General features: G+C 71.2%; 14 protein-coding genes. 6 read left to right on the forward strand and 8 right to left on the reverse strand.

The genetic code is table 11. From position 1 onward, the window contains the following. Positions 1–37: 37 nt before the first annotated feature. Positions 38–769, reverse strand: coding sequence for a methyltransferase domain-containing protein (locus ACFWX1_RS34345; RefSeq protein WP_378393934.1), 732 nt, complete (start codon positions 767–769; stop codon positions 38–40). 71 nt (positions 770–840) lie between these two features. Between ACFWX1_RS34345 and ACFWX1_RS34350 the strand changes: the two genes are divergently transcribed. The 6 genes from ACFWX1_RS34350 (at position 841) to ACFWX1_RS34375 (ending at position 6,581) form a co-directional block, all read left to right on the forward strand. Further along, the gene (locus ACFWX1_RS34350) at positions 841–1,608 is read left to right on the forward strand and encodes a ParA family protein (protein ID WP_378393935.1); all 768 of its coding nucleotides are present in this window, start codon (positions 841–843) and stop codon (positions 1,606–1,608) included. Positions 1,609–1,618: 10 nt separating this feature from the next. Further along, on the forward strand, positions 1,619–2,488 hold the full coding sequence (locus ACFWX1_RS34355; protein ID WP_378393936.1) for a ParA family protein: 870 nt from the start codon (positions 1,619–1,621) through the stop codon (positions 2,486–2,488). A 3-nt stretch (positions 2,489–2,491) separates the two neighbouring features. Beyond that, positions 2,492–3,295, forward strand: coding sequence for a DNA-formamidopyrimidine glycosylase family protein (locus ACFWX1_RS34360; protein WP_378393937.1), 804 nt, complete (start codon positions 2,492–2,494; stop codon positions 3,293–3,295). 128 nt (positions 3,296–3,423) lie between these two features. Then, on the forward strand, positions 3,424–4,473 hold the full coding sequence (add, locus tag ACFWX1_RS34365; protein WP_378393938.1) for an adenosine deaminase: 1,050 nt from the start codon (positions 3,424–3,426) through the stop codon (positions 4,471–4,473). A gap of 426 nt (positions 4,474–4,899) precedes the next feature. Continuing rightward, positions 4,900–5,460: a GNAT family N-acetyltransferase gene (locus ACFWX1_RS34370; protein WP_378393939.1), complete on the forward strand. Its 561-nt coding sequence runs from the start codon at positions 4,900–4,902 to the stop codon at positions 5,458–5,460. A gap of 65 nt (positions 5,461–5,525) precedes the next feature. Continuing rightward, positions 5,526–6,581, forward strand: a complete 1,056-nt coding sequence (locus ACFWX1_RS34375; RefSeq protein WP_378393977.1) for a quinone-dependent dihydroorotate dehydrogenase — start codon at positions 5,526–5,528, stop codon at positions 6,579–6,581. On the opposite strand, the gene ACFWX1_RS34380 is transcribed toward ACFWX1_RS34375, so the two are convergent. The 7 genes from ACFWX1_RS34380 to rimO all read right to left on the reverse strand — a co-directional run bounded on the left by ACFWX1_RS34380 (position 6,550) and on the right by rimO (position 14,098). Then, on the reverse strand, positions 6,550–7,968 hold the full coding sequence (locus tag ACFWX1_RS34380) for an amidase family protein (RefSeq protein WP_378393940.1): 1,419 nt from the start codon (positions 7,966–7,968) through the stop codon (positions 6,550–6,552). The two genes, ACFWX1_RS34375 and ACFWX1_RS34380, sit on opposite strands and share 32 nt — an antisense overlap. Before the next feature lie 272 nt (positions 7,969–8,240). Next, positions 8,241–9,254, reverse strand: coding sequence for a hypothetical protein (locus ACFWX1_RS34385; RefSeq protein WP_378393941.1), 1,014 nt, complete (start codon positions 9,252–9,254; stop codon positions 8,241–8,243). A gap of 34 nt (positions 9,255–9,288) precedes the next feature. After that, positions 9,289–10,143: a PspA/IM30 family protein gene (locus ACFWX1_RS34390; protein ID WP_378393942.1), complete on the reverse strand. Its 855-nt coding sequence runs from the start codon at positions 10,141–10,143 to the stop codon at positions 9,289–9,291. A gap of 814 nt (positions 10,144–10,957) precedes the next feature. Next, on the reverse strand, positions 10,958–11,431 hold the full coding sequence (locus ACFWX1_RS34395) for a helix-turn-helix domain-containing protein (RefSeq protein WP_378393943.1): 474 nt from the start codon (positions 11,429–11,431) through the stop codon (positions 10,958–10,960). A 99-nt stretch (positions 11,432–11,530) separates the two neighbouring features. Further along, a complete protein-coding gene (locus tag ACFWX1_RS34400; RefSeq protein WP_378393945.1) occupies positions 11,531–11,992 on the reverse strand; it encodes a CinA family protein in 462 nt (153 codons plus the stop codon). 4 nt (positions 11,993–11,996) lie between these two features. Next, positions 11,997–12,650 (reverse strand): CDP-diacylglycerol--glycerol-3-phosphate 3-phosphatidyltransferase, encoded by a 654-nt coding sequence (gene pgsA, locus ACFWX1_RS34405; protein WP_378393946.1) that lies wholly within the window; start codon positions 12,648–12,650, stop codon positions 11,997–11,999. Continuing rightward, positions 12,647–14,098, reverse strand: a complete 1,452-nt coding sequence (rimO, locus tag ACFWX1_RS34410; RefSeq protein WP_378393947.1) for a 30S ribosomal protein S12 methylthiotransferase RimO — start codon at positions 14,096–14,098, stop codon at positions 12,647–12,649. The genes pgsA and rimO overlap by 4 nt, the downstream gene beginning before the upstream one ends. Between the last annotated feature and the right edge of the window lie 4 nt (positions 14,099–14,102).

Here is a 14,102-nt window from a genome sequence, read left to right on the forward strand (position 1 = left end):
CGGCGCTCAACGCTGTGAAGGAGGCCTTCACGGCACACTATGGGTGGCGGGCCAGGGCGTGGAGGCGTCCGGCGACGTCGCGGAACGCCGGGACGGCGGAGGCGGCCTGTTCGAACTCGGCCAGTTCATCTTCGCGGACCTCGCCGGGCACGACGTCGGAGACGATCCGGTCGCCCTGCAGCAGGGTCACTTCGAGACCGGCGGCGACGAGCTGGGCCCGCAGGCTCTCGCTGTCGAAGCGCCGCAACACGGTGTCCCGGCCGTCCGGCACGACCCCGTCGGCGCTCGCCAGCAGGGCCTGCGCCTCGGCGATCCGGCCGGCCAGCGCGCGGTGCAGCACGGCGGCGTGCCGGTTCGCGACCAGAATCGACACGGCCCCGCCCGGCGCGGCGGCGGAGGCCAGCGCGCCGAGCACCGCCGCCGGGTCGTCGACGACTTCGAGCAGGCCGTGGGCCAGCACCAGGTCCGCCGATCCGGCGGCCACATGGGTGGCGAGGGCGTCCGAATCGTCCGCGATCACGGTGATGCGGTGCGAGACGCCCTCCTCTTCGGCACGCAGCCGCAGCGTCGCCAGCGCGTTCGGGTTCGGCTCGACCACGGTGACCAGGCACCCCGCCGAGGCGAACGGCACGGCCCAGCCGCCGCTGCCACCGCCGACGTCGACGACGCTCGGCTGCTCCACGCCCCGCGCGCGGGCGGCCTTCAGCTCCGCCTCGAGCACCCGGCGAACCACCCCCGAACCTCGGGCGGCCACGGTGTCGGTCTTCATAGCCGCACAGCGTAGTGCCCGCCCTCCGCTCACCCGCGCCTCACCCGCGCCTCACGGTTAGGCTGCACACCGTGCCCACCATCGCGGTACTCAGCCTCAAGGGCGGCGTCGGGAAGACGACCGTCGCGCTCGGCCTCGCCTCCGCCGCGCTGGGCCGCGGGATCCGCACGCTGGTCGCCGATCTCGACCCGCAGTGCAACGCCACCGCCGCGCTCGACCCCGGCCCGGTGAAGAACACGATGGCCGACGTCCTCGCCACCCCGCGCCGCCAGGTGGTCACGTCCGCGATCACCCGCAGCGCCTGGGGCGAGGGCGTCGACGTGCTGGTCGGTTCCGAACAGGCCGAGGCCTTCAACGACCCCGAACCCGGCTCGCGCCGTCTCGGCAGGCTGGCCACCGCGCTCGGCGAACTGCCCGATCCGTACCCGCTCACGCTGCTGGACTGCCCGCCGTCGCTGGGCAGGCTGACCCGCTCCGCGCTCGTCGCGGCCGACGCCGCCCTGCTGGTCACCGAGCCTTCGCTGTTCGCGGTTTCCGGCGTGCAACGCGCCGCCGAGGCCGTCGAAGCCGAGCGCGAGCAGCACAATCCGCGGCTACGGCCGCTCGGGGTAATCGTCAACCGGGTGAAACCGCGGTCCACCGAACACACCTTCCGGGTGAACGAGCTCCGCGAGACCTTCGACGGCCTCGTGCTCGACCCGGTGCTGCCGGACCGCGCCGCCGTCGCACAGGCCCAGGGTGCCTGCGCGCCGCTGCACCGGCTGCGCACCGCGGGCGCCCGCGATCTCGCTGCGGCGTTCGACACCTTGCTGGGCAAGGCCACCCCGGTCAGCCCGTAGGCTGTATCGAGTGCACACGGTCGCCGTTCTCAGCCTCAAGGGAGGCGTCGGCAAAACGACGGTCGCTCTCGGTGTAGCGTCCGCTGCGCTGCGTAGGGGAACGAGGACACTCGTCGCGGATCTCGACCCGCAGGGCAACGCCACCACCTCGCTCGATCCGCCGTTCACCGACGCCACGCTGGCCGACGTCCTCGAGACCCCGCAGCGCGCGGTGCTCGAACGCGCCATCGCGCCGAGCGTCTGGAGCGACGAGGTCGACGTCCTCGTCGGCGCCGAGGAGCTGGAGCAGCTCAACGAACCCGACGCCGACTCCCGCAGGCTGGAGAACCTCTCCCGCGCGCTCGACGAACTGCACCGCGCGCCGATCAGGGAGACACCCTACGACCTGGTGATCATCGACTGCCCGCCGTCGCTGGGCAGGCTCACCAAATCCGCGCTCGTCGCCGCGGACAGCGCGCTGATCGTCACCGAGCCGACCATGTACGCGGTCGCCGGGGCGCAGCGCGCGCTCGAAGCCATCGAGAAGATCCGCAAGGAGAACAACCCCGATCTGCGCCCGATCGGGGTACTGGTCAACCGGCTGCGCGTCCGCTCGTACGAGCACCAGTTCCGGATCGCCGAGCTGCGCGAGAACTTCGGCCCGCTGGTGATGCCGACCGCGATCACCGACCGCCTCGCCGTGCAGCAGGCGCAGGGCGCGTGCAGCCCGATCCACGAATGGCACTCCCCCGGCGCGCAGGAGATCGCGCTGACCTTCAACATGGTGCTGGCGAAGATCCTGCGGTCGAGCCGGGCGGGCCGCCACCGCGTCAAGGGCGAGGACGACGTCGAGGAGACCGGCGCCGGCGAAACGGCGGAAGTCACCGGCAACGCGGGGTGAACCGTGCCCGAAGGTGACACCGTCTTCCTCGCCGGGAAACTCCTCGACAAGGCGCTCGCCGGGAAGACGTTGGTACGCGGGGAATTCCGGCATCCCGCACTGGCCACTGCGGACCTCGCGGGCCGCGACGTGCTGGGGACCGGGACAGTCGGGAAGCATCTGTTCACCCGGTTCTCCGGGGACCTGACGCTGCACAGCCACCTGCGGATGGACGGCACGTGGGACATCTATCCCGCCGGGGCGAAGTGGCGTCATCCCGGCCATCACGCCCGCGTGATCCTGGCGGCGAAGGACGTCCAGGCGATCGGGTTCCGGGTGCACGACCTCGAACTCGTGCCCACCGCCGAAGAGCGGTCCCTGGTGGCCCACCTCGGCCCGGACCTGCTCGATCCACAGTGGACGGACGAGCACGCGCGGCGCGCGGCGGCGGCACTCGCCGCGGATCCCGGCCGCGAACTTGGCCTCGCACTCCTCGATCAACGAGTCATGGCCGGTGTGGGCAATCTGTACAAGGTCGAGATCTGCTTCCTGCTCAAGGTGAGCCCGTGGACCCCGGTGTCCGAAGTGGACACCGCGAAGGCCGTGGCGCTCGCCAGGAAACTGTTGCTGGCCAACGCCTGGCGGCACGAGCAGAGCACCACCGGCGAACTCGCCCGCGGCCGCCGGAACTGGGTCTACGAGCGCACCCGCCAGGGCTGTTTCCGCTGCGGCGGCCGGGTCCTGGTCGGCACCCAGGGCGACGACGTGTACCGCAGGCCCACCTGGTACTGCCCGAAATGCCAGCCGGGACCCGCCCCGAGCCGGTAGTATCCGCGACGTGACGACGTTCAAGCTCCCGCTCTACGGGGCCGACACCGAGCGCGGCGACCTCGCTCCCTGAGCACCGCCTTCCTTTCGCACGTCACCTCATTGCCGAAGACTCAGGGAGCTTTGTCATGCCCGAAATCCTGACCGGGCAGGCGCTACGCGCATACGTGCGGGCCCTGCCCAAGGCCGAACTCCACGTCCACCTGGTCGGCTCGGCGAGCCTGCCGACCGTGCTCGAACTGGCCCGGCGGCGCCCCGCCGCGGGCGTCCCCACCGAGGCGGCCGAACTGGCCGCGTTCTTCACCTTCCGCGACTTCGCGCACTTCCTGAAGGTGTACCTGGCGGTCACTTCGCTGGTGCGCGACCGGCACGACGTCCACACCCTGGTCACCGGGCTGGCCGCCGATCTCGCGGCGCAGAACGCGCGCTACGCCGAGGTCACCGCGACCCCGTACAACCACCTGCTCGACGGGATGTCCGCCGACGACCTGCTGACCGGGCTGGAGACCGGCCGGGCCGCCGCGGCGGCGGACCACGGCGTCGAACTGGCCTGGTGCTTCGACATTCCGGGTGAGAAGGGCGTCAAGGCCGGGCGGGAAACTCTCACGTTCGCGTTGCGCGAACGGCCCGAAGGGCTCGTGTCGTTCGGCCTCGGCGGGCCGGAGATCGGCGTCGGGCGCGCGCAGTTCGAACCGTTCTTCACCGCGGCGCGGGAGTCCGGGCTGCACAGCGTCCCGCACGCCGGCGAGACCACCGGGCCCGCGACGATCTGGTCGGCGATCCACGACCTCGGTGCCGAGCGGATCGGCCACGGGACCAGCTGCGCCGGGGATCCGGCACTGCTGGAATACCTTGCGGCACACCGGATTCCGCTCGAAGTGTGCCCGACGTCCAACGTCCGCACCGGGCAGGTCGGCTCGATCGGGGCCCATCCCGTGCGCCGCATGCTCGACCACGGCGTCGTCGTCACGATCAACACCGACGACCCGCCGATGTTCGGGGCGACGCTGAACGGCGAATACCTTGCGGTGGCGGAAACCCTGGGGCTGACCGTGCCCGAAATCGCCCGGCTCGCCCGGAGCGCGGTCGAGGTGTCGTTCCTCGCGCGGGAGCGGAAGACCGCACTGCTGAAGGAGATCAACGAAATCACGTTGCCGACGACCGGGGACTTCGCATAGCGTGGCGGTACACGAGAAAGGAGGTGGTCCTAAGTTGTATTCCCAAAGGACTCGTGAGGTGGCTGTCCGCTAGCGGATGGCACACGATAGGACCTTGAGCAGCGATACAACGCGAGCCACCTTCGGCTCATCGCCTGCTTCGTGTGCTGCCTGCTATCGGTCACGTACTGCGTGACCACTGCGAATACCAGGCAGCCACCGGGCCCCCGGCGTACCCGAGCTCCAGTCCGGCTCGGGCCCGGACGTTGACGGCGTCCGGGAGGCACGCCGGGGGTTACCCATATCTTGAATCAGCACGACTGTGGTCAGCACCGCGCGGCCGTCCAACCGGCCGTGCCGACCGTCCGGCGATCGGAGTTCGGCCTTGGGCGAAGAAGGGCTTGCGAGATTCCCCCGAACGGACCTCTCGTGACTAGCCTGAACGGCATGCTCAGGCCCGACTATCCGATCACCACGGAACGTCTGCTGCTGCGCCCGTTCAGGCCCGAAGATCTCGACGCGCTGAACAGTTTCCAGTCCAGGGCCGACGTCGCCCGCTACCTCTACTGGGGTCCGCGCAGCCGCGCCGAATCGGCCGCCGCGCTGGCCAAACGCGTGCACAGCTCGACCCTGTCCGGGGAGGGCCAGCTCCTCGCCGTCGCGGTCGAGCTCGCGTCGACCGGGCAGCTCATCGGCGACCTCAACCTGGAGTACCTCAGCGCCGAGCACCGGCAGGGCGAGATCGGCTTCGTCTTCCATCCCGATCACCACGGCAAGGGGCTGGCCGCCGAGGCGGCGACCGAACTGCTGCGGCTCGGCTTCGAGGATCTCGGCCTGCACCGGATCCGCGGCCGCTGCGACGGCCGCAACACGGCGTCGGCGGCGTTGATGGAGCGGCTCGGCATGCGCAAGGAAGCGCATCTGCGGGAGAACGAGATGGTCAAGGGCGAGTGGACCGACGAGCTCGTCTTCGCGATGCTCGACCACGAGTGGAAGGCCAGCCGCTGAGGGCTGGTTCACGCCGGGCACCACCTGTGCGAGCGCCGGCACGGCGATGAGGCAGCATGGACGCCGTGCTCTTCGAGAAGATCGTCCGTCCGGCGCTGTACCGGGTGGCCTACCACGACCCCGAGCTGGTGCATGAACGGACGGTCGCCGCGCTCGCCAGGCTGAGCCGTGTCTCGCCCGCGCTGAAGGCACTCGAGAAGGTCTACCGCACCGACGACCCCGTGACGGTGCTCGGCCTGCGCTTCCCCAACCGGGTCGGCCTCGCCGCCGGGATGGACAAGAACGGGCGCGCGCTGGCCGCGTGGCCCGCGCTGGGGTTCGGGTTCGTCGAGGTCGGCACGGTGACCCGGCACGCGCAGCCGGGCAATCCGAAGCCGCGGCTGTTCAGCCTGCCGGTGACCGACGCGGTGATCAACCGGATGGGCTTCAACAACGAGGGCGCGCAGGCGCTGGCCGTGCGGCTCGCCGCGGGCGGAAAGCCCGGTGTCCCGCTGGGGATCAGCATCGGCAAGTCGAAGGTGACCCCGCTCGACGAGGCCGTCGAGGACTACCGCTTCTCGCTGCGCGCGCTGCACCCGTACGCGGACTACTTCGCGATCAACGTCAGTTCCCCGAACACGCCCGGCCTGCGCGCGCTGCAGGACCGCGCCGCACTCGCGGAGTTGCTCACCGAACTGCGGCTCACGTCGGGCGCGCTCGCCGAGGAAGCCGGACGGCCGCCGACGCCGCTGCTGGTCAAGGTCGCGCCGGACCTGACCGACGAGGCGCTGGCCGAACTTCTCGAGGTCTGCCTCGAACACGGCGTCGCGGGCATCATCGCCACCAACACCACGCTCGGCCGCGAAGGGATCGTCCCTGCCGAAGCCGGGCTCGGTGAGGAAGCGGGCGGGCTGTCCGGCAGCCCGCTGACCGCCCGCGCGCTGGAGGTCGTCCGGTTCGTGCACGAACGGACCGAGGGCAGGCTGCCGATCATCGGCGTCGGCGGCATCCTCGGTGCCGGCGACGCCGCGCGCATGCTCGACGCCGGAGCGAGCCTCGTCCAGCTCTACACCGGGTTCGCCTTGCACGGCCCCGGGCTGGTGCGACGGGTCACCCGGGGTCTCGCGGCCCGGCGGTACTGACGAACCGCAGATAGCCGCGCCACGACTCGTAGCGCGCCAGGTCTTCGGCGCCGTCGGCCGCCGAGGCCTCGCACAGCACGGCCTGCGGGCAAGTGCCGTCCTCCAGCTCGATCCGGCCGAGTACGAACGGTTCGGGCAGATCGGCGGCGAAGCGGCCCAGCGCCGCAGGCGAGAGCCGCCACCGTTCGCCGTCGAGCCCGTTGTCCCCTGCGGGCACGACACCCGGCTGCGGTGGTTCGGTCGGCAGCAACACCATGCGGTACCGCTCGGCCGTCCGCACCGGGCTCATGAATCGCGCGCCCAGTGCGACGAGCCGGGTGTTGAGCGGCTGCCCGCGCAGATGAGCCCCGAACACGACCAGGTCGGCAGCGGGCGCCGAGCAGAGCGAGGGCGGCTCACCGGTGAGGACGGCCGCGAGATCCAGAGCGAGCTGATCGTCGAAGGCCCTGGTCACCACGGTGACCCCGGACGGCCCCTGCTCGCCGGGCCGCGACGGCACCCGGACCGCGGCGACATCGGGATGCTCGGGGAGGGTCGGCAGCAGGAGCGCGTCATGGCCTTCCCATACACGCTTCTCCCCGGCTTCCCGGAATGCTTTGAGGCTGCACGGCTCGACCACCACCCCGGACGCCCGCAGAGCGGCGGCCGCGGTGCCGAGCGCGAGCCGCGCGGGTGCGGCCAGCGATCGGAGCCAGTCATCGTCCGGCACGGCGAGCCGCGGGTGCTCCCCCGCCCCGAACCGGACGTCGGCGGGCCAGGCACGACAGTCCGGACCGGTCATGAGCCCCACGGCGCGTTGCGCTTCGACGAGCCCGCGGGCGAAGACCGCAACGCCGTCGCAGGAGCGCTCCAGCGAAATGCCGGTCACCGGCACCAACCCGGGCGTGGGCTTGAGCCCGACGACGCCGTTCAGCGCGGCGGGCACCCGGCCGGCCCCGGTGAGATCGGTGCCCAGCGATAGATCGACGATCCCGAGCGAGACCGCCACCGCCACCCCGCTGGCGACGTCGAGCGGGTCGGCCGCGAGCTGCCGCGGATCGGTCTTGCCGAGCACGACCGCGCCCGCGGCGGTGAGCCGCGAGACCGCGGTGGCACTCACCTCGGGCAGGGACGAAGAGGACGGACGAGCCGCCACGGTGGGCAGCCCGGCGACGTCGATGCCTTCCTTCACCGCGAGCAGCGAGCCCGCGAGCGGAAGCTCCTCACCTGCGCGAATGCGCTCGTCGACGGCCTTCGCGTCGACGAGGACGTCTTCCTGGGCGCGGAGGGTGGTCCAGATTTCCGGGCGGTCCAGTTCGGCGATGCGCTCGAACGCCGCCAGGACTCGCTGGTGCGCACTGGGTGGCGGGGAAGGTACGGGCTCGGGATCCGGCGGAATCGTGTTCACGGGGCGTCCTTTCCTCGGCGTGATCGAGAAAGCGTCCACTGTGTACGGTCGGCGCCGGTGAACCTCTAGTGCATCGCGCACTTCCGTTCTGGTGCCACCTGTCCATGCATGACGAAAACGTTACGCATCACGCGTTTCCGTAGCCAGACGATTCTGATTACGCGAGTGTTTCGGTACCGCACGATGAACAGGCGGTGACGCCGGGGTGAAACGCGGCCACGATCGCCGGGCACGCCGCCGGGCGCGTCCGGTTCCGGGGAACGGGAAGTGTCTCAGGAAGACAGTTCGCGCAGCGCCATCGCGAGACCGGCGAGCCGATCGGTGGCGTCGGTGAGCGCGTCCTTCGAGGCGCCGAGCCCGCCGTCCCCACTCGCGGCGACCGCGCGACCGGCGGCGGCGAGCAACGCGCCGTAGCCGTCGAGACCGTCGTCGAGTTGTTCACGCATCTTCCGCACGGCGGCTTCGAGCGCGGACTTCTCCCGCGCCGGGGCGGCATCACGGCCGCGTTCGAGCGCCTGGATCCGATCGGCGAGACCGCGCAACGCCTTGGCCGCCTCGTCGGCGGTGTTGCGGGCGTCGGCGACGGAGATGTCCGGCACGGCGGCGACCCCGGCCGAGGACGGCGTGGACAGCTGGCGCAGCAACTCGGCCAGCGACGCCTCGCTCTCGGCCAGCCGCTCCATCGGCTGCCGCGCCATCGAACCGGCGGGCGGGAGCGGCGGCGGGCCGGCGGGAGCGGCCGGCAGCTCGACGCGGTTGAGGGAACGCAGCCGCATCCCCGACCGGACGCCGAAGGTACCGAACACGACGACCCCGGCCAGTGCCGCGATCGCCTGCGGGATCTGGGCGGCTCCGGCGGCGTTGAGCACGCCGGTCCCGGCCGCGACCATGTAGATCCCGCACAGGATGGTGAGCAGGATCCACAGCGTCATCGCGCGCGAGGCGCGGCGCTTCCGGCGTTCCAGCTTGGCCGCGGGCTGGTTCCAGCGGTCCCATTTGGCCTTGGCGTCGGCCACCACCGGGACCTGCTCGGCCATCGAGGACAGGGACATCCCGGCCAGCCGCTGCACCGGGGGCATCGCGGGACGCCGGGGCATCGGCGGGCGGGCAGGCATCGGGGGCCGCTGCGCGGGCTTCCCGCCGGACTGCTCGTCCGGCGGGAAGTACCGTTGCAGCTTCTCCTGGGCGCGCTGGGCGTAGTCGGGCAACCGCTCGATGTGCTTCTCGAGCTTGGCGCTGAGATCGTTGTACTCCCCGCGCCAGTCCCGCCTTCTGCGGTCTCCCATGCCCAGCCCCCTGTGTGATGGTCTGCCCGGCGCGTCAGGCCGGGTTCTTGCCCTGCTCGGCCTGGACGCGGGCCTGGATCTCGCGCTGGATGTCCGCGGAGCTGCTCGCGGCGGGCTTGGGCGCAGCGGCGGCGGACTTGCCGCCGTCGGTCACCTGGGCCACCGAGTCGCCGCGCATGGAGGCGCGGATCTGCTCGAGCCGCGAGTGCCCGGCCAGCTGCGTCGTCGAGGCCTGGACCTCCATCATGCGGCCCTGCACCGAGTTCTGGGCGAGTTCGGCCTGGCCCAGCGCCGTGGTGTAGCGCTTCTCGATCTTGTCGCGGACCTCTTCCAGCGACGGCGTGTTGCCCGGCGCGGCGAGTTCGCTCATCTGGTTCAGCGAGGCGGAGACCTGCTCCTGCATCTTCGCCTGCTCCAGCTGGGACAGCAGCTTGGTGCGCTCGGCCAGCTTCTGCTGCAGCATCGTGGCGTTGCGCTCGACGGCCTGCTTGGCCTGCGCGGCGGCCTGCAGCGACTGGTCGTGCAGCGTCTTCAGGTCCTCGATGCTCTGCTCGGCGGTGACCAGCTGCGCGGCGAAGCTCTCGGCGGCGTTCTCGAACTCGACGGCCTTCTGCTCGTCACCCTTGTTCCGCGCCTCGTCCGCGAGCACCAGCGCCTGGCGCGTCGAGGACTGCAGCTTCTCGACCTCGCCGAGCTGCCGGTTGAGCTTCATCTCCAGCTGCCGCTGGTTGCCGATCACGGAAGCGGCCTGCTGGGTCAGCGCCTGGTGGTTGCGCTGAGCCTCCTCGATGGCCTGCTGGATCTGTACCTTCGGGTCGGCGTGCTCGTCGATCTTCGACGAGAACGCCGCCATCATGTACTTCCAGAACTTCACGAACGGGTTGGCCATCTCCTCCGCCTGCCTTCTTGCGTCCCACTGGCTTGAGTACCGGTCGGTGGGGCGTCGCTCCCCTGCTCATGCAACGTCCCGACCCCGGCGTTGGGTTCCATCGTGTCAGGTCATCCCCCGGCGTTCCAGGCGACCCGGCGTAAATCAGGGCTAACCCTGACTCTGCGTGGTCGCCGGACCCGCTCGGGCGGTACCTCGGTGTACTGCGCAGCGGAACACTCCGAGCGCGTTGCGTGAGGTCAGCAAGGCTGTTCCGGCTCCCAGGGCGTCGCGGACCTGTGACATGCGAGGACGGTCCAGGAGTCCTCGACGGTGCCGAGGGACGCCCCCGGTGCGTCCGGTGCACCGAAGGGGGCCTTTGTCACACCCACCGCACCGAAGGCGTCCCTCGGTGCGTCCGGGATCGCTGCGACGGCGGACCGGTCGCATCCGCGTGGCGCCGTGGCGCGCATGTCGCGAACGACGCGTAACGGACGTTGATCGTCCCGAACGACGCGTTCGAGACGCCTCCGCCTTCGCTTCGATACATCCCCAGCAGCGGGACGGCGCTGTCCAGGGCGTACGCCGCCGCACCGAGGGACGCCCCTGGTGCGTTCAATGCACCGAGGGCCTCCCTTGTCACACCCACCGCACCGAAGGCGTCCCTTGGTGCAGGAACACCAGCGTTCGGGACATCCCCACACGAGGCGACCACCGCGGGGGTCCGGGGGCGTGCCCCCGGGCGGGGCCTGGGGGTTGCACCCTCAGAAAACACGACGAGCGAGGCATGTTCGCGCTTTCCGCGAACACACCTCGCCCACTCGCGAGTCCCTCTCTATGCGGCGATGATCGACGCGAGCTTCGGCGCGCCGATCGTCGTGCGCAGCGTCGGGCTCATCCGCTGGGCCGGGGACATCTGCAGGTCGGCCAGGTCGTTGCCGATCAGCTCGGACATCAGCCTGCCCCCCTCGAAGCCACCGGCCACCGAAGCCTCCGCGGCGGCGCCGCGCTCCGGCACGGTCTCCCGCGGCACAGCCTCGGCACGCTCGTCGACCTGGGCGACCTCGACCGTGTCGAGGGCCGACACATCGGCCGCGACGTTGTAGAGCAGCTCACCGAGCGGAAGGTCCAAAGCCTCGCAGATGGACGCCAGCAGTTCGCTGGACGCCTCCTTCTGCCCGCGCTCCACCTCGGAGAGGTATCCGAGGCTGACCTTGGCGGCGCGGGAGATGTCGCGCAGCGTACGACGCTGATTGGTGCGGGCATGACGGAGCCGATCACCGATCGCCTCACGCAACAGCACGGTCATCACGCGCCTCCCTTCCGAACTGGTACCCCCTACGTTACCCAGAGCGGCGCCCTGGATGCAGGAGTTGACACGTCCGTACGCCAAGGGCGAACGCGCGATTCAGCGCAGATGTTCCCCGAGCAGCGCGAACACCGCACGCACCGCTTCGGTCCTGATCCGTTCGCGGCCGCCGTCGAGGCCGAGGGTACGCACAGTCCGTGTTCCCCGCCCGGCGAGCGCGACATACACGGTGCCCGGCGCGACGCCGTCCTGTGCGGCCGGTCCGGCGACCCCGGTGAGGCCGAGCCCCCAGGTCGCGCCGCAGCGATCGCGGGCGCCCTCGGCCAGCTGGGCGGCCACTTCGGGGTGGACGGCGCCGTGTTCGGCCAGCAGCGCCCTGTCGACTCCGGCCAGTGCGGCCTTGAGGTCGGTGGCGTACACGATCAGCCCGCCGCGGACCACCGCGCTCGAACCGGGCACGCCGGTCAGCGTCGCGCACACGAGACCGGCGGTGAGGGATTCCGCTGTGGCGACCGTCTCACCGCGTTCGATGAGCGATGTCACGAGTTCCGCGGCTTCCATCGGCTCAGGCTCCGGTGGCCCGGCGGCCGGCGGCGCGCAGCCGGACGGCGCGGACGAGGTAGTCGAGCCCGGTCACCACGGTCAGTGCCACCGCGAGTCCCATCAGCACCCAGCGCACCGGCGCGGCGCCCGCGGGCAGCGGCAGCAGGTACGCGACGATCGCGACGATCTGGGTCATCGTCTTCGCCTTGCCGCCGCGGCTGGCCGGGATGACACCGTGCCGGATCACCCAGAACCGCAGCAGGGTCACGCCGATTTCGCGGAAGGCGATCACGATCGTCACCCACCACGAAAGCTCGCCGAGCAGGCTCAGCCCGATCAGCGCGGCCCCGATCAGGGCCTTGTCCGCGATGGGGTCGGCGATCTTGCCGAAGTCGGTGATCAGCCCGTAGCGGCGGGCGACCCAGCCGTCCACCTGGTCGGTGGCCGAAGCGACGACGAACAGCCCGGTCGCGATCGCGCGCCAGAAGGTGTCGGTGCCGTCGCCGATGAACAGCGCGGCGACGAACAGCGGCACCAGCACCAGCCGCGACAACGTCAGCAGGTTCGCGATGTTGAGCGTCGGGACCGGGGTCGGCTCCGGGACGTGGGCCGGGGCGTGTGCGTCGTGGCCGTGCTGCGCACTGCCCTCGCCCGCGTCGCTCGGCAGGGCACTCACCGGTCGGCGTCCGGTACGGGCCGGACGATGAGGTCGACGCCCGCGGAGTCGACCACCTCGCAGCGGATCAGGTCACCGACCTCGAGCGAGGCGGGCGCGTCCAGCAGGACGCATTCGCCGTCGACCTCGGGCGCCTGGTGCGCGGCACGGCCGGTGGGGTCGTCGCCGTCCTCACCGGTCTGCTCGACGAGCACCTCGACGAAGTCGCCGATGCGATCCTCGGCCCGCTGCGCGGTCAGCTCCTCGACCAGCGCGGAGATCCGCGAGACCCGCTCGGCGACCTCGGCGGGGTCGAGCTTGCCGTCGAACGTCTCGGCCTCGGTGCCGTCCTCGTCGGAGTAGCCGAAGACGCCGACCGCGTCGAGCCGGGCACCGGTGAGGAAGCGCTCCAGCTCGGCGAGGTCCTCCTCGGTCTCGCCGGGGAACCCGACGATGACGTTGGTGCGGATGCCCGCGGCCGGGGCGTACTCGCGGATCTGCTCGGTGAGCGCGAGGAAGGAGTCGGTCGAGCCGAAGCGGCGCATCCGCCGCAGCACCTGCTCGCTGGAGTGCTGGAAGGACAGGTCGAAGTAGTCCGCGACCCCCGGCGTGGTGGCGATGGCCTTGACCAGCTGCGGCCGGGTCTCGGCGGGCTGGAGGTACGACACGCGGACGCGGTCGATGCCCTCGATCTCGGCCAGGCGCGGCAGCAGCAGCTCCAGCGCGCGGGCGCCGTCCCGGCCGAAGTCCTTGCCGTAGGAGGTCGAGTTCTCGCTGACCAGGAACAGCTCCTTGACGCCCTGCTCGGCGAGCCACCGCGCCTCGGCGATGATCTCCTCCGGTTGCCGGGACACGAAGGAACCGCGGAACGACGGGATCGCGCAGAACGAGCAGCGCCGGTCGCAGCCGGAGGCGATCTTCAGCGCCGCCACCGGCGAGGAGTCGAGCCGGGTGCGCAGCACGCGCGGGCCCCAGCCGTGCTGGGCGTGGCCCGGCACCTCGACCGTCTCGGCCGCGGCGGGCCGCTGCACCGGGCTGATCGGCAGCAGCTTGCGCCGGTCCGACGGCGTGTGCGCGGCGATCTTGCGCCCCGCCACGACGTCGCCGAGCCGCTCGGAGAGGTCGGCGTAGTGGTCGAAGCCGAGTACCGCGTCGGCCTCGGGCAGGCTCTCGGCGAGTTCGTGGCCGTAGCGCTCGGCCATGCAGCCGACCGCGACGACCTTCTTGCCGGTGTCGGACGCGGCGAGCAGCGTGTCGACCGAGTCCTTTTTGGCCGATTCGACGAACCCGCAGGTGTTGACGACCACGACGTCGGAATCCTCGGGCTCCGCGGTCAGCTCCCAGCCACCGGCGGCGAGACGGCCGGCGAGCTCCTCGGAGTCGACCTCGTTACGGGCGCAGCCCAGGGTCAGCAAGGAGACGCGTCGGCCGGTGACGCCACTGTCGGGCTCTGTGGTGGGAGAAGGCACGACG

It is taken from the genome of Amycolatopsis sp. NPDC059021 (assembly GCF_042739895.1).
GTDB lineage: Bacteria > Actinomycetota > Actinomycetes > Mycobacteriales > Pseudonocardiaceae > Amycolatopsis.

Coding starts and splice junctions, on each gene's coding strand:
- ACFWX1_RS34345 (WP_378393934.1), bottom strand. CDS start 769: ATGAAGACCGACACCGTGGCCGCCCGAGGTTCGGGGGTGGTTCGCCGG.
- add (WP_378393938.1), top strand. CDS start 3,424: ATGCCCGAAATCCTGACCGGGCAGGCGCTACGCGCATACGTGCGGGCC.
- ACFWX1_RS34370 (WP_378393939.1), top strand. CDS start 4,900: ATGCTCAGGCCCGACTATCCGATCACCACGGAACGTCTGCTGCTGCGC.
- ACFWX1_RS34385 (WP_378393941.1), bottom strand. CDS start 9,254: ATGGGAGACCGCAGAAGGCGGGACTGGCGCGGGGAGTACAACGATCTC.
- ACFWX1_RS34390 (WP_378393942.1), bottom strand. CDS start 10,143: ATGGCCAACCCGTTCGTGAAGTTCTGGAAGTACATGATGGCGGCGTTC.
- ACFWX1_RS34395 (WP_378393943.1), bottom strand. CDS start 11,431: ATGACCGTGCTGTTGCGTGAGGCGATCGGTGATCGGCTCCGTCATGCC.
- ACFWX1_RS34400 (WP_378393945.1), bottom strand. CDS start 11,992: ATGGAAGCCGCGGAACTCGTGACATCGCTCATCGAACGCGGTGAGACG.